18 protein-coding genes are annotated in these 20,854 nt (G+C 67.4%); 11 read left to right on the top strand and 7 right to left on the bottom strand.

Annotation, left to right across the window (positions count from 1 at the left end; genetic code table 11):
• The first annotated feature begins 3 nt into the window (after positions 1-3).
• The 3 genes from BTO20_RS18330 to BTO20_RS18320 are packed head-to-tail and all read left to right on the top strand — an operon-like array spanning position 4 to position 6,273.
• A complete protein-coding gene (locus tag BTO20_RS18330) occupies positions 4-1,392 on the top strand; it encodes a WS/DGAT/MGAT family O-acyltransferase (protein WP_198343974.1) in 1,389 nt (462 codons plus the stop codon).
• A 15-nt stretch (positions 1,393-1,407) separates the two neighbouring features.
• Positions 1,408-3,153, top strand: a complete 1,746-nt coding sequence (locus BTO20_RS18325) for an AMP-binding protein (RefSeq protein WP_087077720.1) — start codon at positions 1,408-1,410, stop codon at positions 3,151-3,153.
• A gap of 9 nt (positions 3,154-3,162) precedes the next feature.
• On the top strand, positions 3,163-6,273 hold the full coding sequence (locus BTO20_RS18320; RefSeq protein WP_408632118.1) for an MMPL/RND family transporter: 3,111 nt from the start codon (positions 3,163-3,165) through the stop codon (positions 6,271-6,273).
• A gap of 26 nt (positions 6,274-6,299) precedes the next feature.
• Here BTO20_RS18320 and BTO20_RS18315 read toward each other — a convergent pair whose 3' ends face one another.
• On the bottom strand, positions 6,300-7,037 hold the full coding sequence (locus BTO20_RS18315; protein WP_087077719.1) for a hypothetical protein: 738 nt from the start codon (positions 7,035-7,037) through the stop codon (positions 6,300-6,302).
• A gap of 45 nt (positions 7,038-7,082) precedes the next feature.
• The gene (locus tag BTO20_RS18310; protein WP_198343973.1) at positions 7,083-7,439 is read right to left on the bottom strand and encodes an XRE family transcriptional regulator; all 357 of its coding nucleotides are present in this window, start codon (positions 7,437-7,439) and stop codon (positions 7,083-7,085) included.
• 136 nt (positions 7,440-7,575) lie between these two features.
• Here BTO20_RS18310 and BTO20_RS18305 point away from each other — a divergent pair, with 136 nt between their 5' ends.
• Positions 7,576-8,130: a hypothetical protein gene (locus BTO20_RS18305; RefSeq protein ID WP_232491187.1), complete on the top strand. Its 555-nt coding sequence runs from the start codon at positions 7,576-7,578 to the stop codon at positions 8,128-8,130.
• A gap of 281 nt (positions 8,131-8,411) precedes the next feature.
• A complete protein-coding gene (gene ileS, locus BTO20_RS18300; protein WP_087077716.1) occupies positions 8,412-11,570 on the top strand; it encodes an isoleucine--tRNA ligase in 3,159 nt (1,052 codons plus the stop codon).
• An 89-nt stretch (positions 11,571-11,659) separates the two neighbouring features.
• Here the strand turns inward: ileS and BTO20_RS18295 are convergent, their stop codons facing one another.
• Entirely contained in the window at positions 11,660-11,878 is a 219-nt protein-coding gene (locus BTO20_RS18295; protein ID WP_087077715.1) for an RNA-binding S4 domain-containing protein, read from the bottom strand.
• Positions 11,879-11,911: 33 nt separating this feature from the next.
• On the opposite strand from BTO20_RS18295, the gene BTO20_RS18290 reads away from it, so the two are divergent.
• The gene (locus BTO20_RS18290; RefSeq protein WP_087077714.1) at positions 11,912-13,276 is read left to right on the top strand and encodes a DNA polymerase IV; all 1,365 of its coding nucleotides are present in this window, start codon (positions 11,912-11,914) and stop codon (positions 13,274-13,276) included.
• Positions 13,277-13,285: 9 nt separating this feature from the next.
• Here BTO20_RS18290 and BTO20_RS18285 read toward each other — a convergent pair whose 3' ends face one another.
• The gene (locus BTO20_RS18285) at positions 13,286-13,753 is read right to left on the bottom strand and encodes a hypothetical protein (RefSeq protein ID WP_408632177.1); all 468 of its coding nucleotides are present in this window, start codon (positions 13,751-13,753) and stop codon (positions 13,286-13,288) included.
• 22 nt (positions 13,754-13,775) lie between these two features.
• Positions 13,776-14,723 (bottom strand): asparaginase, encoded by a 948-nt coding sequence (locus BTO20_RS18280; protein WP_232491186.1) that lies wholly within the window; start codon positions 14,721-14,723, stop codon positions 13,776-13,778.
• A gap of 43 nt (positions 14,724-14,766) precedes the next feature.
• Between BTO20_RS18280 and lspA the strand changes: the two genes are divergently transcribed.
• From lspA to BTO20_RS18255, 5 genes are read left to right on the top strand one after another with little or no spacing between them, the layout of a single operon-like run.
• Entirely contained in the window at positions 14,767-15,477 is a 711-nt protein-coding gene (gene lspA / locus BTO20_RS18275; protein WP_087077712.1) for a signal peptidase II, read from the top strand.
• On the top strand, positions 15,477-16,400 hold the full coding sequence (locus BTO20_RS18270; protein WP_087077711.1) for an RluA family pseudouridine synthase: 924 nt from the start codon (positions 15,477-15,479) through the stop codon (positions 16,398-16,400). The genes lspA and BTO20_RS18270 overlap by 1 nt, the downstream gene beginning before the upstream one ends.
• Positions 16,401-16,453: 53 nt before the next feature.
• On the top strand, positions 16,454-17,353 hold the full coding sequence (gene rarD, locus BTO20_RS18265) for an EamA family transporter RarD (protein ID WP_198344535.1): 900 nt from the start codon (positions 16,454-16,456) through the stop codon (positions 17,351-17,353).
• 32 nt (positions 17,354-17,385) lie between these two features.
• Entirely contained in the window at positions 17,386-17,763 is a 378-nt protein-coding gene (locus tag BTO20_RS18260; protein ID WP_087077710.1) for a YciI family protein, read from the top strand.
• Entirely contained in the window at positions 17,748-18,974 is a 1,227-nt protein-coding gene (locus tag BTO20_RS18255; RefSeq protein ID WP_408632176.1) for an RNA polymerase sigma factor, read from the top strand. The genes BTO20_RS18260 and BTO20_RS18255 overlap by 16 nt, the downstream gene beginning before the upstream one ends.
• On the opposite strand, the gene BTO20_RS18250 is transcribed toward BTO20_RS18255, so the two are convergent.
• Both BTO20_RS18250 and BTO20_RS18245 read right to left on the bottom strand, forming a co-directional pair.
• On the bottom strand, positions 18,967-19,851 hold the full coding sequence (locus BTO20_RS18250; protein ID WP_087077709.1) for an SDR family oxidoreductase: 885 nt from the start codon (positions 19,849-19,851) through the stop codon (positions 18,967-18,969). The genes BTO20_RS18255 and BTO20_RS18250 overlap by 8 nt on opposite strands.
• Positions 19,852-19,953: 102 nt before the next feature.
• Positions 19,954-20,700, bottom strand: coding sequence for a thioesterase II family protein (locus BTO20_RS18245; protein WP_087082307.1), 747 nt, complete (start codon positions 20,698-20,700; stop codon positions 19,954-19,956).
• Positions 20,701-20,854 lie beyond the last annotated feature (154 nt).

Below are 20,854 nucleotides of genomic sequence, written 5' to 3'. Positions count from 1 at the left end.
CCGATGACTCAATCTCATTCCCCGACACGGTCATCGACCTCACCGGTCGGTGGTCGGCCGGAGCAGCACCTCGCGTTGTGGGACGAGGCGGCGGTGCGGACCATGCGCGCCACCGGCCGGATCCAGGTCATGCAGTGCACATGGGTGTACGACCACCCGATCGACTTCGACGGGCTGCGCCGATTCCACCAGAACTTCGGCGGCGGGCTCTTCGGCCGCCGAATCGAGCGCTCCCCGTTGCCGTTCGGCCGGTACCGCTGGGTGTCCGCGCTGGGACCCCAGGCTCCGCTTGACGTCGCCGAGCCGCGCCCGCGGGCGCAGATCGGCGACTGGCTCGACGAGCGGGCCCAGCTGCCGATCGATCCCGAGAACGGGCCCGGCTGGCATCTCGGCGTGCTGCCGGTGACCGACGGTTCGACCGCGGTAACAGTGGTGGCCTCGCACTGCCTCGGTGACGGCGTCGGGGGAGTGATGGTGATCGCCGACGCGATCGCAGGCAGGCGCCCCGATCTCGGCTACCCACCGCCGAACTCCCGCACGCGGCGGCGGGCGATACTGCGCGATGTCAGGGAGACCGCGTCGAGCTTGCCCGAGGTCGCCCGCATCGTCGCCGACGCGGTCAAGCAGCTGCGCGGGCAGAACCCCGACGAGGCCGCGCCCGCGGTTTCGAAGCCGGTGGTGCCCGACGGCGACAAACCGATTGTGCTGCCGACGATCTCGGTGTTCGTCGACCTGGCCGACTGGAACGCCCGAGCGGAAGCCGTTGGCGGTAACAGCTATTCGATGCTGGCCGGTTTCGCGGCGAGGCTCGGGGAGCGGATGGGACGTTGTGGCGCCGACGGCGACGTCACGCTGCTGATCGCGGTAAACGACCGCACCGAAGGCGACACGCGGGCCAACGCGATGTCGCTGGCGACCGCGTGCGTCGACCCGCTGCCGGTCACCACCGACCAGTCCGGCGTCCGTGGTGTCATCCGGCAGGCGTTCAAGACCATGCGCGACACGCCCGACGAAACTCTCAAACTACTGCCGCTGACCCCGCTGGTGCCCAAGCGGCTGCTGAAACGGGTCGCCGACGGCTTCCTCGCGTCTGGTGATCTGCCGGTGTCGTGCTCCAACCTCGGCGATCTTCCGTCCGACGTGACATGCGTGGACGGCACCGAGGCCGAGTACATCGTGTTCCGCGGTGTCGATCAGGGCACCACTGGCCAGGAGTTGGAGGACGCCGCCGGGCAACTGGTGCTGGTGTCCGCCCGCGTGGGCGGCAAGGTGTCCATCGGGATCACCGGATACCAAGCGGGAGAACACAATTCGAAGGCCAGACTGGCCGAACTGGCGGCAAAGACCCTCGCCGAGTTCGATCTCACCGCCGAAATCGACTGGAACAGCTGAGAAAGGCTGAATTCGATGACCGATACGACGCTGATTGGTGTGCTGCGGGAACGCGCCAGCCTGCAGCCCGACGACGTTGCCTACACGTATCTGGATTACGATCACGATCCCGAGGGCGTGCCCGTCCCGCTGACCTGGGCGCAGCTGTACCGCAAGGTGCGAGGACTGGCGCACGTCCTGCGGCAGAACGGCTCGGTAGGGGACCGTGCGGTGATCCTGGCTCCGCAGGGCCTCGAATACGTCATCTCGTTCCTCGCCGCGCTGCAGGCCGGCTTCATCGCCGTTCCGTTGTCGGTGCCGATGGGGGGCGTGCACGACGAGCGAGTGTCGGCGGTGCTGGGCGACTGCCGCCCGTCGGTGATCCTGACCACCTCGCCGTCCACCGCGGATGTCACCGAATACGCGGTCCGGCAAGGGGATTGCGCGGAGCCCGCGATCATCGCGGTCGACACGCTCGATCTCGACGCCCGGGTGAAGGCGATCAGCGCCCGTGAGGCCCGTCCGGCGACCGCCTACCTGCAGTACACGTCCGGATCGACCCGCACCCCGGCCGGGGTGATGGTGACCAATCGGAACCTGACAGCCAACTTCGAACAGATGATGTGCGACTTCTTCCCGCACTTCGGCAAGGTGCCGCCCCCGGGCACCACGGTGGTCTCGTGGCTGCCGTTCTATCACGACATGGGGCTGATGCACGGCGTGGTCGCCCCGATCCTCGGCGGCTGGCACACGGTGTTCACCACACCACTGCAGTTCCTGGCCAAGCCCGCGCGCTGGCCTCAGCTGATGGCGCGGTATCCCCGCGCGCTGACGGCGGGCCCCAACTTCGCCTTCGAACTCGCCGCGGCGCGCACCACCGACGAGGACATGGCCGGCCTGGACATGGGCGACGTGCTCGCGGTGATGAGCGGTAGCGAACGCGTCCACGAGGCCACCCTGCGGCGCTTCGCTGCGCGGTTCGCCAAATTCGGTTTCCGCGAAGAGGTGCTGCGGCCGTCCTACGGTCTGGCCGAGGCAACGCTCTATGTCGCCACCGGCGAGCCGGGGCCGCCCAGCGTCGTCACCTTCGAACCCGAGAAGCTCTCGGTCGGGCATGCGGAGCGGACCGGCACGGGACCCGGCACGCAGCTGGTCGGGTACGGCACTCCGGAATCGCCGGTGGTCCGCATCGTCGATCCCGAGACCCGCCTCGAGGTCCAGGCCGGCGCCATCGGTGAGATCTGGTCGCACGGTGAAAACAACTGCATCGGTTACTGGGAGAAGCCCGAGCAGACCGAGCACACCTTCGGGGCCACCCTGGCCGGCCCGTCGGCGGGCACGCCGGAAGGGCCGTGGCTGCGCACCGGAGACCTCGGCTTCATCTCCGACGGCGAACTGTTCATCATCGGGCGCATCAAGGATCTACTGATCGTGCGGGGACGCAACCATTACCCCGACGACATCGAAGCCACGATCGGTGAGATCACCGGCGGACGCGTGGCGGCGATCGCGGTCGAAGAGGACCGCAGCGAACAGCTCGTCGCCATCATCGAGGTCAAGAAGCGGGGCGACACCGAAGAAGCGGCAGCGGAGAATCTGCTGAACATCAAACGCGATGTGGCCTCGGCGATCTCGCAGGCCTACGGGCTCAGTGCCGCGGACCTCGTGCTGGTGCCCAGGGGTGCGATCCCGATCACCACCAGTGGCAAGATCCGGCGCGCTTCGTGTGTCGAGCAGTACCGCAACGACCAGTTCAACCGCCTCGACGTGAGGATCGCGTAGCAGAACTTGTTGGCTTTCTTGAACGGCCTGAGAACCCGCGGCGTCTTCGCCGACGGGTTCTTCGCCGTCCTCGGTCGGCTGGTTGTCAGGCGACCGGTGCTGATCATCGTGGCGTGGGTGGGCCTCGCCGTGACGCTGCTGCTGGCGGTGCCACCCCTGACGGTGGTCGCCCAGAAGAACCCGCCGGACCTGCTGCCGGCCGACTCGCCCGTCCTGGTGGCCAGCCAACACATGCAGAACGCCTTCCACGAGGCGGCCGCGGGCAACTTCGCCGTCGTCGTGCTTACCGACGAGAACGGGTTGTCACCGGCCGACGAGGCCACCTACGGCGATCTGGTCGGCAAGCTCAAGGGCAACTCGAGCGTGACCTCGACGCAGAACTTCATCGACATCCCCGAACTGCGTCAGGTGATGACCAGCGAGGACAAGAAGGCGTGGACGCTGCCCATCAGCCTGTCCGGGACGATGGGCACCGGAGGAGGTCAGGCGGCCTACCGCAGCGCCATCGACACGGTGCACGACGCGACCCGCGACTCGGCGCTGACGGTGAACGTGGTGGGTGCGGCGGCGACGTTCGACGACATCGACAAGGTCGGGGCGCGCGATCAGCACCTCATCGAGATCTCGACCGTGGTGCTGGTGCTGACCATCCTCATCGTGGTCTACCGCAATCTGGTCGCGATGCTGATGCCGCTGCTCACCATCGGCGTCTCGATGGTGGTGGCCCAACAGGTGGTGGCGGCCCTGGGCGAGGTCGGTCTGGGGCTCGGCCCACAGACCATCGTCTTGATGACGGCGATGCTGATGGGCGCCGGTACGGACTATGCCGTCTTCCTCTTCAGTCGCTACCAGGAGTGTCTGCGTGAGGGCATCACCTCCGACGTCGCCGTCGCCACCGCGCTGAAGTCGATCGGCGAGGTGATCGCGGGCTCGGCGGCGACGGTGGCGATCACGTTCCTGGGCTTGAGTTTCGCCCACCTGGGCGCCTTCGCGACCGTCGGGCCTGCGCTGGCGGTGACCATCGCGTTCGGCTTCCTGGCATCGATCACCATGCTTCCGGCGCTGATGGTGCTGGCCGGGCGGCGGGGTTGGGTCAAGCCCCGCAAGGACGTGACGGGCCGATTCTGGCGACGCTCGGGCGTCCACGTGGTGCGGCGCCCCGTGCTGCACGTGGTGTCGAGCCTCGTCATTCTCGTCGCATTGGCCGGCTGCGCGGCGATGGTCAAGTTCAATTACGACGACCGCAAGCTGCTGCCTGCCGACTCGTCGAGCAACCGCGGTTATGAGGCCATGGACCGGCATTTCCCGGTCAGCAGCACGTTGCAGCAGTTCATCCTGATCGAGTCACCGCAAGACCTGCGCAGTCCGAAAGCTCTTGCCGATCTGGAGCAGATGGCCCAGCGCGTCAGTCAGGTACCCAACATCGACAAGGTTCGCGGCATCACCAGGCCCACCGGAGAGGTGCTGGAACAGGCCAAGGCCACCTATCAGGCCGGCGAGGTCGGGGCCAAGCTGCGTGACGCCTCCAACCTCATCGAGAGCAACAACGCCAACCTCGACAAGTTGGCAGGCGGTGCGCATCAACTTGCCGACGGGCTGGGGGAGATCCGCAGCCAGGTGCTCACCGCGGTCGGTTCGGTTCGCGGGCTGGTGGGTGCTCTGACCGACCTGCAGACCCAGTTCGGTGGTTCCAAGACGCTCGCCGACATCGACAAGAGGGCCACGCTCGTCACCAACATGCGTTCGCTCGGCGGCGCGCTGAACAAGAACGTCGCCCAGGTCAAAGACCTCTACAACTGGGCGCTGCCCGCGGTCACGGCACTCAACGCCAGCCCGGCGTGCAACATCGACCCGGCGTGCGTGTCCTCGCGGGCCGATCTGCAGCGCGTGGTCGCCGCGTACGACGACGGCAGCGTCAACACGCTCACCGACCTGAGTAAGCAGCTGGAGGCCACCGACGGCAGCGACACCCTCGATGACTCCATCCGCGGCTTGGGGACGACGGTGACCAAGGTGACCAACGCACTGCAGCAGTTGGGGATGAGCGATCCGACCGGCTTGCAGCAGAAGATCTCGTCCGCGATCGACGGCGCCAATCTCCTGGCCGATTCCAGCCGCCAGCTCGCCGACGGGGTCCAGCTGCTCGTCGATCAGACCAAGGGCATGGGCACCGGCTTGGACCAGGGTTCGGCCTTCCTGCTCGGCATGAAGCGCGATGCCGCCAGCCCACCGATGTCGGGGTTCTACATCCCCCCGGAGATCCTGACCCAGGCCGAGTTCGAGAAAGCCGCCAAGCTGTTCGTCTCCGACGACGGCCACACCGTGCGCTATCTGGTTCAGACGGCCCTCAACCCGTTCGGCAGCTCGGCGATGGACCAGATCGAACAGATCCTGGCCGCCGCCGAGAGCGCCAAACCGAACACGACGCTGTCCGATGCGAAGATCTCGATGGTCGGGTTCTCGGCCGTCAACCGTGACGTCCGTGGCTACTACAACGCCGACATCCGCTACATCGTGTGCGTGACGCTGATCGTGGTGTTCCTGATCCTGGTGGCCTTGCTGCGCGCGATCGTGGCACCGCTGTACCTCGTGATCTCGGTTGTGCTGTCCTACCTTTCGGCGCTGGGTATCGGCGTCGTGTTCTTCCAGTTCATCCTGGGCCAGGAGCTGTCATGGACGGTTCCTGGCATGGCCTTCCTGGTCCTGGTGGCGGTCGGCGCCGATTACAACCTGTTGCTCATCTCCCGAATACGCGACGAGTCCAAGCTGGGGATCCCCTCCGGTGTGATCCGCACGGTGGGCGCGACGGGCGGCGTGATCACCTCCGCGGGTCTCATCTTCGCCGCCTCGATGCTCGCGCTGACGGTCAGCCACATCGCCAGCATCGTGCAGATCGGGTTCATCATCGGCGTCGGTCTGCTGCTCGACACGTTCCTGGTCCGGACCATCACGGTGCCGGCTGCTGCGGTACTGATCGGGAAGTTCAACTGGTGGCCGTCGAAAGGCAGGCATGGCCACGGTCGGGCAGAGGCGCCCGACGACGAGGACAGCGACTCGGAATCAGTCGACACCGCCGCCGACGATGACCTGGAGTTGGCCGACGCGGCAGGCGGACGCTGAGCGCCGCGTCGGAACGGCCAGAGCCCTCAGCGCTGGCTGTGCATCGAGAGCCAGCGGGTCTTGATGCGCCACGAGTGTGCCGAGGCCAGCGCGAACACCGCACCGCACATGCAGGCGAACAGCCAGACGAATTTGCCGTTCTCCCAGGGCTGCAACACCGGGAAGCACGCGGTGGTGATGCGCACCGCGCAGGCCAGGATGCCGCTGACGGAGGCGATCAGATAGATGTTCGCGATCCGCCGGGACCGCGGATCCTTGCGCAACACCATCATCGCCCGTGCGCCGTAGAGCAACAGGTAGGTCAGCGTGCCGCACAGCAGGATCCAATAGGCGCTGAGCCAGAAGTCGGTGGGCACCGTGAAGAAGTCGGCGCGATAGACCTTTGCGCCGTTGCCCAGCGAGAACGTCGCGAGCAGCAGCGGGATGCACAGGGTCGCGGGCCGCTCGACGTACTGCTTGAACGAGCGCTGCATCGCATCGTCGTCCTGCAACCGGCCCAGGGTGTTGTAGACGATGGCCGACGCCGCCACGATGTAGCAGTCGTGACCGATGTAGTCCTCGACGTTCCACTTTCCGGTCAGCTCATGGAGCACCCGACCGAGGGTTTCCGAGGCGAGCGGCGACATGAGCAGCACCGCGAGACCCTGCAGGGCGATGTTGAGGGTGGCCGCGACCTCCCATCGGCACGACCACGTGACACGCCGGATCCACAAGCTCCAGGCAATGCACCCGAGGGTGATCGTTATGAGCACGGCTACTGACATCGGAAAGTCGATTCGACGAGATTCAACGGATAGCTGATTGTATGGCTAAAGCGGCGGTGCGTCGGGGCGAGGCGCTAATTCGGACAACTTTGCCGGGCGTGCTGTTCGCGTCCTGGTGTCCGACGCCGCGACGGTCACCGGCGCTGACTCCATGTAGTGCCAGACTTCCTGGCGGCTCATCAGGCCGAACCTGATCTGCAGGTCGGGGTAACTGAGCCCGAAACGGTCCGCGACCTGCCTGAGCTCCTCGGCATTGGGGTAGTCGGACTCTTTGATGCGCCGATAGTAAGTGCTGCTCGACGTGCCGAGCGCGGTATAGATGGCCTTCGCGTCTATCTCGCCGTCGAGCAGGTAGTCCAGCAGTGCCTTGAGTTGCCTGCCGTTCTCATCGGTGCGGGGCATCACCACACCATAGCCCTGATCATCGACTTTGGGCAGCCTGGATCGGTTTGCTCACAGCTATTTCTTTATTGACACTCATGTCAGACTTTTGGCACTACTCTCCCAAAATTGGGACAGTGTGGCTAACGTGATCCCCATGGTCGCTCCGCTGCTGCATCCCGGTACCACGAGCTGGTTTTCCGACTACCCCACCGCGACGCCACCTCGCGAATCCGATATGGCGACGACGACGAGTGCGCTCGACGGTGTGCTCGGCGCAGAACTGGCCGGTGCCTGCGCCGCCATGGGCAGCAGCCCGGAGGAGATCCTGCTGGCCGCCCTTGGCCGCACCGTCGCCCGCACCATCGGCGACGGCGTGCTCGACGTCGACCTCGACAGTGAGGTGATGCGCCGGGCCTCGGTGGCGTGCAGTTCCCATCGGAGCCTGTCCGGCTACGACCTGCTGACGACGGTCACCCGCTCAACGGGTCCGTCCCGCGACCACTCGTGCGCGAACGTCCACTTCGGCTACGCCGAAGGCCGAGGATCCACAGCACCCGCGGGGTATTTGCTGTCACTGCTGGTGCGCCCCGGTTCCGATGCCGGACTGCAACTCGAATGGACGTACGACACCCGCGGTTTCGATCCGGTCACGGTGGCGGAACTGGCCGAGCAGTTCCCGTTCGCGCTCATCGAGGTGACCTCCGGCTAGCTGCCGCCTGCGCGATTTGCACTGCTCATTAGACTGCTTGCAGCGGCGTCGATCCGGCCATCACCGGGGAGCCTCCGGAAGAACGGCTGCGCGGGTTCCCCGCAACGCGGCTCAGTAGAACCGGGCGGGTGGGCCCGTCATCGCCCGAAAGTTGAGCGGCGCACGAGTTTTCGTGTGCAAGCGGGGTGGTACCGCGGCGCTCGCGCACCTGCGCGACGTCGTCCCCGTGCCTTGAACGCAGTTGGGCCCCCGGGCGCAACACAGGCACAGGAGACGAAGACGTGAGCGCCTATCCCAAGCCCGCCGCACCGAATTTTCCGGAGCGCGAACTTGAGGTGCTGGACTACTGGGCCGGCGACGACACTTTCCGGGCCAGCATCGCGCGCCGCGACGACGCACCGGAGTACGTCTTCTATGACGGTCCGCCGTTCGCCAACGGCCTGCCGCACTACGGCCACCTGCTGACCGGCTACGTCAAGGACATCGTGCCGCGGTACCGCACTATGCGCGGCTACAAGGTGGAGCGCAGGTTCGGCTGGGACACCCACGGCCTGCCCGCCGAGCTCGAGGTCCAGCGCCAGTTGGGCATCGCCGACAAGGCGCAGATCGAGGCGATGGGTATCGAGAAGTTCAACGATGCCTGCCGTGCCTCGGTGCTGAAGTACACCGACGAGTGGCGCGCCTACGTCACGCGGCAGGCCCGCTGGGTGGACTTCGACAACGACTACAAGACCCTGGACCCCACCTTCATGGAGTCGGTCATCTGGGCCTTCAAGCAGCTGTGGGACAAGGGCCTGGCCTACGAGGGCAACCGCGTGCTGCCGTACTGCTGGAACGACGAGACCCCGTTGTCCAACCACGAGCTGCGGATGGACGACGACGTCTACCAGAGCCGCCAGGATCCTGCGGTGACCGTCGGGTTCTCGGTGACCGAGGGGCCACTGCAGGGCGCCCACCTGCTGATCTGGACGACGACGCCGTGGACCTTGCCGTCCAATCAGGCCGTGGCCGTCAACCCTGACATCACCTACGTGCTGGTGCAAGGCTCCGAGGGGCGGCGGTACGTCCTCGCGGAGGCCCGGCTGGCCGCCTACGCACGCGAGCTGGGTGAGGAGCCGGAGGTCCTCGGTACCTATCCGGGCCGGGACCTGGTGGGCATGCCCTATCTGCCGCCGTTCCCATATTTCATGGACTCGCCCAACGCATTTCGGGTGCTCGCCGCAGACTTCGTCAGCACCGAGGACGGTACGGGCATCGTGCACATGGCGCCCGCCTACGGCGAGGACGACAAGGCCACGGCAGACACCGCCGACATCGTCGCCGTCACACCCGTGGACTCCAAGGGCCGGTTCGACGCGTCGGTTCCCGATTACGTGGGTCAGCATGTGTTCGAAGCCAATTCGCAGATCATCCGGGATCTCAAGAACGGTGACGGATCAGCTGGCGCCAACGGCGCGGTCCTCCTGCGGCACGAGACCTACGAGCACTCCTATCCGCACTGCTGGCGGTGCCGTAACCCGTTGATCTACCGCGCGGTGTCGTCGTGGTTCATCAAGGTGACTGAGTTCCGCGACCGGATGGTCGAGCTCAACAAGGAGATCACCTGGTACCCCGAGCACGTCAAGGACGGTCAGTTCGGCAAGTGGCTGTCCAATGCGCGTGACTGGTCGGTATCGCGAAACCGCTACTGGGGCAGCCCTATTCCGGTGTGGAAGTCCGACGATCCGGCGTATCCGCGGATCGACGTGTACGGCAGTCTCGATGAGCTCGAGCGTGACTTCGGAGTACGCCCGACGAACCTGCACCGGCCCTACATCGACGAGCTGACCCGGCCCAACCCCGACGATCCGACCGGCAAGTCCACCATGCGCCGCATCGAGGACGTGTTCGACGTGTGGTTCGACTCGGGGTCCATGCCGTATGCGCAGGTGCACTACCCGTTCGAGAATCAGGCCTGGTTCGACGGTGTCGGCGGTGCCGAGAATCAAGCTGGTGCCGAAGGTGCCGACGCCCACTTCCCGGGCGATTTCATCGTCGAGTACATCGGCCAGACCCGCGGCTGGTTCTACACCATGCACGTGTTGGCCACCGCGCTGTTCGACAAGCCGGCATTCAAAACCTGTGTGGCACATGGGATCGTGCTCGGCAACGACGGCCAGAAGATGAGCAAGTCGCTGCGCAACTATCCCGACGTCAGCGAGGTGTTCGACCGCGACGGCTCCGACGCCATGCGGTGGTTCCTGATGGCCTCGCCGATCCTGCGGGGCGGCAACCTCATCGTCACCGAGCAGGGCATCCGCGAGGGCGTGCGTCAGGTGCTGCTACCGCTGTGGAACGCCTACAGTTTCCTGGCGCTCTACGCGCCGCAGAAGGGAACGTGGCGCACCGATTCGACGAACGTCCTGGATCGCTACATCCTGGCCAAGCTGGCGCAGTTGCGCGACGATCTGACCGCGTCGCTGGACGTCTGCGACATCTCCGGGGCATGCGACGAGCTGCGGCAGTTCACCGAAGCGTTGACGAACTGGTATGTGCGCCGGTCACGTTCGCGGTTCTGGGAGGAGGACGCCGACGCCATCGACACGCTGCACACCGTGCTCGAGGTGACCAGCCGGCTCGCCGCGCCGCTGCTGCCGCTGGCCACCGAGGTGATCTGGCGCGGGTTGACCGACGAGCGGTCGGTGCACCTGACCGACTGGCCGGAGGCCGACGTGCTGCCGAAGGATCCCGATCTGGTCGCGGCGATGGACCAGGTGCGCGAGGTGTGCTCGGTGGGCTCGTCGCTGCGCAAGGCCAAGAAGCTGCGGGTGCGCCTGCCGCTGCCGAAACTGACCGTGGCCGTGGACAACCCGGATGCGCTCGCGCCGTTCGGCGACCTGATCGCCGACGAATTGAACGTCAAGGCGGTTGACCTCACCGACGACATCGATGCCTATGGCAAGTTCGAACTCGCCGTCAACGCCCGGGTCGCCGGACCTCGGATCGGCAAGGACGTTCAGGCCGCGATCAAGGCCGTCAAGGCGGGTGAGGGTGTGGTCAATCCCGACGGCACCCTGACCGCGGGCCCGGTGGTGCTGCAACCGGCCGAATACACCTCCAAACTCGTTGCGGCGGACCCGGAATGGACTTCGGCGCTGCCCGACGGGGCCGGGCTGGTGGTGCTCGACGGCACCGTCACCGAGGAGCTCGAAGCCGAAGGCTGGGCCAAGGACCGGATCCGCGAGCTTCAGGAGCTGCGCAAGACGACGGGACTGGAGGTCTCCGACCGGATCGCGGTGCAGATGGCGGTGCCCGCGGAGTTTGCCGCGTGGGCCGACACCCACCGCGACCTCATCGCCGGCGAGATCTTGGCCACCAGTTTCGAATTCGTGGGCACGGATACGGTGCTGGACGGCGCGGCGATCGGCGACGGCGTGCGGGTGGCGATCGCGAAGGTCTGATTTCGCGCGACCATGCCGAGCGTGAAGAAGATTGCGAGAAATCAGAACTTCTTCGAGATCAAGTTCACACTCGGCGAACGAGATCAGCGTCAGCCTTGGACGACCCGCGCCGTGCGGCCTTCGAGCGACACGGTGTCGCCCGGGTGGAGCTGGCGGCCGCGCCGCAACTCGACGTCGCCGTTGACCATGACGAGGCCGTCGGAGATCACCGCTTTGGCATCGGCGCCGGAGTCGATCAGCGAGGCCAGCTTGAGGAACTGGCCGAGGCGGATCGACTCGTCACGGATCGGGACCTCATCGGATGCCATGCGGGTCAGGTTAGCCCCATAGCATCGACAGGTATGGCAGGCAGCGGGCTCCAGACGGGTGGACGCTGGGTCCTGCATCTCGACATGGACGCGTTTTTCGCGTCCGTCGAACAGCTCACCCGGCCGACGCTGCGCGGGCGCCCCGTACTGGTCGGCGGCCTCGGCGGGCGCGGCGTCGTGGCAGGCGCCAGCTATGAGGCGAGGCGTTTCGGCGCCCGGTCCGCGATGCCGATGCACCAGGCGCGTCGCCTCGTCGGCGCGCCCGCGGTGGTGCTCCCGCCGCGCGGCGCGGTGTACAGCGTGGCCAGCCGCCGGGCGCTCGACACGGTCCGCAGTGTGGTCCCGGTCGTAGAGCAGCTGTCCTTCGACGAGGCTTTCGGCGAGCCCGCCGAGCTCGCGGGTGCTTCGGCGGTCGAGGTCGCGGAGTTCTGTGAGCGGTTGCGGGCCAAGGTGCGGGAGCACACCGGCCTGGTGGCCTCCGTCGGGGCCGGGTCGGGCAAGCAGATCGCCAAGATCGCGTCGGGCCTGGCGAAACCGGACGGGGTGCGGGTGGTCAGCCGCGACGAGGAACGGGTGCTGCTCGACGGGTTGCCGGTGCGGCGGCTGTGGGGGATCGGTCCGGTCGCCGAGGAGAAGCTGCACCGGCTGGGCATCGAGACCGTCGGCGCATTCGCGGCCTTGTCGGAGACCGAGGTGGCCAGCGTGCTCGGCGCGACCGTCGGCCCTGCGCTACACCAGCTGGCGCGCGGGATCGACGACCGGCCCGTGACCGAACGGGCCGAGGCCAAACAGATCAGTGCCGAGTCGACATTTCCCGAGGATCTCACCACACTGGCCCAGCTTCAGGACGCGATCGGCCCCATCGGTGAGCACGCGCACCGGCGCCTGGAGAAGGACGGCCGTGGCGCCCGGACCGTCACGGTCAAACTCAAGCGGTCGGACATGAGCACGCTCACCCGGTCGGCCACGCTGGGCTATGCCACCACCGAGGCTGCCACCCTCATCGGCACCGCGCGCCGACTGCTTCTCGACCCGGTCGAGGTCGGTCCGATTCGTCTTGTCGGCGTGGGCTTTTCGGGCTTGTCGGATACCCGGCAGGAGTCCTTGTTCCCTGATCTGGAACAGCCGCAGGAGGTCTGGGACACCCACCAGCCCGTCGACGCGAGTCCCGCGGCCGCCACGGTGTGGCGCATCGGCGACGACGTGGTGCATCCCGAGCACGGTTTCGGCTGGATCCAGGGCGCCGGGCACGGGGTGATGACCGTTCGCTTCGAAACGCGGGCATCAGGGCCAGGGCCCACCCGCACGATCGCAGCGGACACCCCTGGGCTGGCCCGGGCCAACCCGGTCGACAGCCTGGCCTGGGCCGATTATCTCGAGGCGCTCGGGCGGACGTGAGGAGCCGGACTACCAGAGCACGCCGTAGGTGGCCGACAGCACGAACCCGTGCTGTCCATAGGTCTTACACGTCACGGTGCCCTGATGCCCGACGCCGCAACTGGCTCCCCAGTTCTCCAGACGTTGCCCTTCGGGCAGGACATCGACATCGCGGGTGAACCTGGCGGTGTCGGAATGCTGGTAATCGGCAGGTCCCCAGCTGTTGACGACGGTCTGGTTGGTCCCGGCAGGCGCATCGGTCGGCACGGCGTCACAGCCCACCGGGCCGCCGTTGGGGCCGATGCCACAGTGCCTGCCGTCCGGGGTCTTGAAGAAGATCCAGTAGAAGTCGCCGGGTGCAGCCGACGAGAACGAGCCGCGGGCATTCGGATAGCTGTCGATGTCGTCGGCACCAGATGGCGGCTCGGCGCCCGCGGATGGCGCGGCCGCCAGGGCCAGCGCTGCGGTTGCGACAGCCGTAGCTAAGCGGTACAGCATGCCTTCCATTGAACCGAAGACGTCAACCCCACTGGCCGATAATGCCGCTCACCGGCTGTCCTGACGCCAGGACCGCCATCAGCAACACCCGGGCCTGCCCGGGTCGCAGCCGCGGCGCCAGGACCGCGCCTGCGTCGACGAGGCGTTGCCCCGGTCCGTAGTCCGGCCTGACCGGCCCGTCGGGCACCCGGGTGGACACTGCCACGGTCACGCCCTCGGCGGTGAGCCTGCGGACCGCTTCGATCACGGGTTCACCCGCATTGCCCGAGCCCACGGCCTCCAGCACGATCCCGCGGGCGCCTGCCGCGACGCACGCCTCCATGGCGGCCGCGTCGCTGCCCGGATAGACCGCGACGATGTCGACGCGGGGCGCGCGGCCTGCGGTCAATCCGCTCAACTGGGGCCGCACCTTGGCGGCGCCGGGCTCGAACCCGCCCGCGGTCACCGCACCCACCGGGGTCCCGGTGAAGCCCGCGAGGTTGATCGTCGAGTCCTTGCGCAGTCCGAGCGGTTGCCACACCGTACCGGCGAACGTGACGAGGACCCCCAGGTCACGGGCGTTGGTGCTGCCCGCCACGACCAGCGCGTCGTGCAGGTTGGCGGGCCCGTCCGAATCCGGGGAATCAGAGCTGCGTTGGGCTCCGGTCAGCACCACCGGCACGGCCCCGGTGTACGTCAGCTCCAGCCAGAGTGCGGTCTCCTCCATGGTGTCGGTGCCGTGGGTGATCACCACCCCGTCGGAACTGCGGGCCGCAGTCTCGGCTGCCGCCCGGATCCGGTCCCAGTCGGCCGGCGTCATCATGGCGCTGTCGGTGGACATCAGATCGACGATGTGAATGTCGGCGGCGATGTCGAGGTCGGCGGTGAGGTCGGTGCCCGTGCGGGTCGGGTGGCGCACCCCGGCGCCGTCGGTGCTGGTGGCGATGGTGCCGCCAGTTGTGATGACGGTCAGACTCACGGGCTTGTGCACGGCTCTAGATTGTCCCGCATCGACACTTTGGGATGATGGGGGAGTGACTGAGGAAACCCCCACCCCGGCGGAGCCGGTGACCGAGGCTTCCGGGGATGCAGAATCCCCTGCCCCGCCCCGACGCCGGCTGCCCCTGCTGCTGATGGTTGCCGGGGTGGTGCTGTTCCTCGACGTCGTGACCAAGGTGCTCGCGGTGCGGCTGTTGACGCCCGGACAGCCTGTTTCGATCATCGGCGACACGGTGACCTGGACGCTGGTCCGCAACTCCGGTGCGGCGTTCTCCATGGCGACGAGCTACACGTGGGTGCTGACGCTGATCGCCACCGGCGTGGTCATCGGCATCGTCTGGATGGGCCGCCGCCTGGTCTCGCCGTGGTGGGCGATCGGGCTCGGCATGATCCTCGGCGGCGCCATGGGCAATCTGGTGGACCGCTTCTTCCGTTCCCCTGGTCCGCTGCGCGGGCACGTGGTCGACTTCTTCTCCGTCGGTTGGTGGCCGGTGTTCAACGTGGCCGACCCTTCGGTGGTGGGCGGGGCGATCCTGCTGGTCGCGTTGTCGTTGTTCGGGTTCGACTTCGATACCGTCGGCCGGCGCCAGCCGGACGCGCAACAGAGCGAGGCGAAATCGAAGGCGGAGCCCGCGAAGACCGACAGCACCGAGACCGATACCGCGAAGACCGAGAAAACCGGCGAGGACGCCCAGGAGCCGGCCGACGAGTCGAGCCCGGTCGGCCGCCAGGCTGATCCGTCATAGTGGCCACCCGGTCGATGCCGGTCCCCGAGGGGCTGGCCGGTATGAGGGTCGACGCCGGCTTGGCGCGGCTGCTGGGGCTGTCTCGGACCGCCGTGGCGGCGCTGACCGAGGACGGTGGCGTCGACCTCGACGGAGCGCCTGCCGCCAAGTCCGACAAGCTGGTCGCCGGGGCCTGGCTGGAGGTGCGGCTGCCGGAGGCTCCCGCACCGGTGGAGAACACGCCCGTCGACATCGAGGGCATGGCCATCCTCTACTCCGACGACGACATCGTCGCGGTGGACAAGCCGCCGGGTGTCGCCGCGCATGCCACGGTCGGCTGGCACGGTCCGACGGTGCTGGGCGGGTTGGCGGCCGCGGGCTTCAGGATCAGTACGTCGGGAATCCACGAGCGGCAGGGCATCGTGCAACGCCTGGATGTCGGCACGTCGGGGGTCATGGTGGTGGCGCGTTCGGAACGGGCGTACACCGCGCTGAAGCGGGCGTTCAAATATCGCACCGTCGACAAGCGTTACCACGCTCTGGTGCAGGGGCATCCCGATCCGTCGAGCGGCACCATCGACGCGCCGATCGGCAGGCACCGGGGCCATGACTGGAAATTCGCGGTGGTCGAGGACGGACGCCACAGCGTCACCCACTACGACACCATCGAGGCCTTTCAGGCCGCCAGCCTGGTCGATATCGCACTGGAAACCGGCCGCACCCATCAGATCCGGGTCCATTTCGCCGCGCTGCACCATCCGTGTTGCGGTGACCTCACCTACGGCGCCGATCCGACGCTGGCGAAACGGCTCAAGCTCGAGCGCCAGTGGCTGCATGCCCGGTCACTGGCCTTTGCGCATCCGGCCGACGGCCGCCGCATCGAGATCACCAGTCCGTATCCGGCAGACCTGCAGCACGCCCTCGACGTGCTCCGCCGGCACTGATCGTGAGCGACGCGCAGCGCGGACGTGAGGAGCAGATTCAGCTCCGGACCGGAGTGCTCTACGGCGCAGCTGCGTACATCTGGTGGGGTCTGTGCCCGGGGTTCTTTCTGCTCCTGCTGCCCGCCGGAGCTCTCGAGGTGCTCGCCCACCGGATCGTCTGGAGCGCGGTGTTCCTGCTCCTGGTGCTGGCGGTGGCGCGTCGGCTCGGCGATCTGCGGCGGCTGCGCGCCCGCACCTGGCTGCAACTGCTGGCCGCGGCGGCGCTCATCTCCATCAACTGGGGTACCTACATCTACGCGGTCACCAACGGCCACGTCGTCGACGCCGCGCTCGGATACTTCATCAACCCGCTGGTGAGCGTGGCACTCGGGGTCGCGGTGTTCCGGGAACGCATCAACCGCTGGCAGGCGGTGGCCTTGGCCATCGCGGTGGCCGCGGTCGCGGTGCTGACCGCACAGGTCGGTGCGCCGCCCTACATCGCGGTCGTGCTTGCCGTGACGTTCGGCCTCTACGGACTGGTCAAGAAGGTGGTGGCGGCCGATCCGCGGGTCAGTGTCGCGGTCGAGACGCTGCTGGCGCTGCCGCTGGCCGCGGGATACCTGATCGCCCTCGCTGTGCTCGGGCAGGGCCATTTCCTGCACAACGGCACCCGGCATGCGGCTCTGCTGTTGCTGGCAGGCCCGGTCACGGCGATCCCGCTGCTGTTGTTCGCCGCCGCGGCGCAACGACTCCCGCTGGTCACCCTGGGGCTGTTGTTCTACCTCAACCCGGGCCTGCAGATGGCGTGGGGCGTGTTCATCGGACACGAACCGATGCCGCTGGGCCGGTGGGTCGGGTTCGCGCTGATCTGGCTAGCGCTGCTCATCATGACCGCGGGGGCGTTCGGCAGACGATCTCGGGATCCGGTTCCCGGATCTGTCGATCGAGTCGAACCGGAATCGTCATCACGGTGACAGGCTGAAAACCACGACACCGGGAGGACACCATGCAGTACTGCCTGCTCATGCACTATCAGGAAGGGCCGGAGGCCGGCCTCTCCGAGGAGGACATGGCACCAGCGCGGGCGGCGTTCGCCCGCTATGCCGACGATCTCGACGCGGCCGGCGTGCTGATCGGCACCCAGGTCCTCCAATCCGCGTCGGCGACAACCACTTACACCGCCCGCAACGGTAAACCCGAGATTCAGGACGGCCCGTTCGCCGAGACTCGCGAACGGCTCGGCGGGGTGTTCGTCATCGATGTGCCGGATCTGGACGCAGCGCTGCAGTGGGCCGGGCGGTGCCCTGCCGCGCAGTGGGGTTCGGTCGAGGTCCGCCCCGTCGCGGTCACCTATGCCCGCGGAACCGGGTGGTACACGCCCTGACCGAGTCGTCGGCGGCGCAGTCGCGGGTGGCGGCGATCACCCGCGACTCCTATGGTCGGCTGCTTGCGCTGCTGGCCGCGCCCACCGGTGACATCGCGTCGGCCGAGGATGCCCTGTCGGATGCCTTCGAGCGCGCGTTGCAGCGCTGGCCGCAGGACGGTGTACCCGGCAATGCCGAGGCCTGGATCCTGACCGTGGCGCGCAACAGATTGCGGGACCTGTGGAAGTCGTCGGCCTACCGGCTCACCAGGCCGCTGCCCGACGACCACGATCCCGTCGAGGCCTCCGATGAACCGGCCGAGATACCGGATCGGCGACTCGAACTCATGCTGGTGTGTGCGCACCCCGCCATCGCGCCCGACGCCCGTACCCCGCTGATGCTTCAGACCGTGCTCGGCGTGGACGCGGCGGCCATTGCCGGCGCGTTCGCCGTTGCCCCTGCCACGATGGCGCAACGGTTGGTGCGCGCGAAGAAGCGCGTCCGGGATGCTCGCATTCCGTTCGTCCTGCCGGAACGTGCCGACCTGGCCGACCGGCTTCCCGGCGTGCTGGAGGCCGTCTACGGCGCGTATGCCATCGACTGGCAGTCCACGCCGCAGGGCGCCGTGCTGGACTCGCTGTCCACCGAAGCGCTGCACCTGGCTCTGATCCTGGCCGAACTGCTGCCCGACGAACCGGAGGTGCTCGGGCTGGCGGCACTGTTGTCGCTGTGCGAGGCACGCCGTGATGCCCGGCATGATGCCGACGGCCGATTCGTCCCGCTCGACGCGCAGGACGCCGCACGATGGGACAGGGCGGTGATCGAATGCGGCGAGCGGATGCTGACGCGCGCACACGGGTTCTCCTCACCCGGGCGGTTCCAGTACGAGGCGGCCATCCAGTCCGCGCACTGCGCGCGACCGGTGGACCGCGCGGCGTTGCGCAGACTGCACCGCGCCCTGGTCCGGATTGCGCCGACGCTGGGGGCCGTGGTGGCGCTGGCTGCCCTCGACGGCGAGATCGACGGTCCGCGAGCAGGTTTGCGCAGCCTCGACGCGATCGACGATCCCGCCGTGACCCGGTTCCAGCCCGCCTGGGTGACGCGGGCGCACCTCTTGTCGCGCGCCGGCCGCACCGACGACGCCGTGCGGGCCTATCGTCGTGCGATCGAGCTGACCCCGCAGGCCGAGGTGGCGTCGTATCTGCGACGCACACTCGACGGGCTCACCTAGCGTCGGACGCCTCGGTGCGCGCGCTGACCGAGCGGCCCAGTGCGGCCACCTCGGCGTCCATCCTCGGCAGCAGCGCTGGAGCGGATTGCCGCATCGCGGTCTCGCCGACGTAACTGGTCAGCACCGGCTTGAGCCAGCGGAACAGCCCCACCCAGCCGGGGCAGTACACGCGGGTCTTGCGGCCTTCTATGCCCTTGACGAAAGCCCTGGCGCACTTGTCCGCCGACGTGGTCCAGTTCACCGGCCACCACGGGGCCATGGCCAGCATCTCGCCGAACACGGGCAGATCGGCCTTGGTGTCGCGGATCAGGTCTGTGTCGATCCACGACATGTGGGCCGAGCCCACCTTCACGCCGCGGTAGGCGACCTCCAGCCGCAAGGCGTTGGCGAGATGTTCGGCGCCCGCCTTGGACGTGCTGTATGGGGCCATCCCGGGAGCGGCGGCGAACGCGGCCATCGACGACACGATCAGCACATAACCCTGGCGGTCGATCACCGACGGCAGGGCGGCGCGCACGGTGTTGAAGACTCCGAGCACGTTGACGTCCATCACTCGTTTGAACGCCTCGGGGTCGACCTGGAGCAGGGAGCCGTAACTGGCCACGCCTGCGTTGGCCACGACGACATCGATGCCGCCGAAACGATCGACGGCCTTGTCTGCGACGTCTTGCATCGCGGACAGGTCACGCACGTCGGCGGTCATCGTCATGACCTTCGCATCGTCGGCGAGTTCGGCGGCGAGGGCTGCCAAGGGTTGTGCATCGACGTCGACGAGCACCAGTCTGGCGCCGCGCTTGTGCAGCAGGCGGGCCACCGCGGCGCCGATGCCACGGGCGCCACCGGTGATGACCACGACTTGCGAACTCAATGACACCATGTGCCGAAAGGTACCCCCGGTGTAGCAGGGATACCGATCGAATTGCACGACTGGTAGCTGAATTTCGCGACTGTGCGCACATGGGCAGCCACGAGCGGCCGGTTATCGCCAGCGGTCGTTGCCGTGAGACGCCAGCCGGCGCTCGATGTCGCCGACCACCTCGGCGACCTTCTCGGTGATGAAGAAGTGGTCGCCTGCCACCACCTGGATGTCGAAGGCTGCGGTCGTGAAAGCCGACCAGGCCGCCACCCGCTCGTAGCTGACCGCGGTGTCGTCGGCCGCCGCGTAGGCATAGATCGGGCACGCAACGGTTGTGCCGGGCGGGCAGTTGTATTCGGTGATCGCACCGTAATTGCGCAGGGTCCGCAGGATCGTCGCGCCGAATCGGTCCCCGATGAACTCGGTGTCGGTGCCGGTCATGTCGGCCACCATCTTCAGCAGCTCACCATCGCTGCTCTGGTGCAGCTCTTGGTAACCGCCGTGCCCAGGTGCGGGTGAGGCGGACAAGAACAGCGCCGCAATGGGTTTCCCGCCGGCTTCGAATTTGCGCGCCACTTCGAAGGCGATCAGTCCGCCCATGCTGTGGCCGAAGAACGCGACCGGTGCGTCCGACGTGATTCCCGCTGCGAGTAGGTCGTACACGTCACCGGCAAGCGTTGGGATACTGCCGATGTCGGGCACGTCGTGCCGGTCCGCGTGGCCGGGATACTGCACCGCGACGCGCCGAACCGGCGAGGTGAACGCACGGGCGAACGGTACATACGACCGTGCGGAACCCCCGGCGTGCGGAAATATGTACAGGGTTTCGACCGGATCCGGTCCTTGATCGCCTCGGGCTCCCGCTGTCATGTCGCGATCCACGAGCTGTGTGTCGTTGACGAACGCACCGGCTATTACCTCCCCGGGCCCGTCGGCGCAGTACCGGCGGGTTGAGAGCTCATTATCGGGGAGCGACGAAGGAATGCCAATCGGCAAATGACAGAACAGAATTCTGCTAGCTCAG

Source organism: Mycobacterium dioxanotrophicus (genome assembly GCF_002157835.1).
GTDB lineage: Bacteria > Actinomycetota > Actinomycetes > Mycobacteriales > Mycobacteriaceae > Mycobacterium > Mycobacterium dioxanotrophicus.
This window is presented reverse-complemented; position numbering and strand designations above follow the sequence as displayed.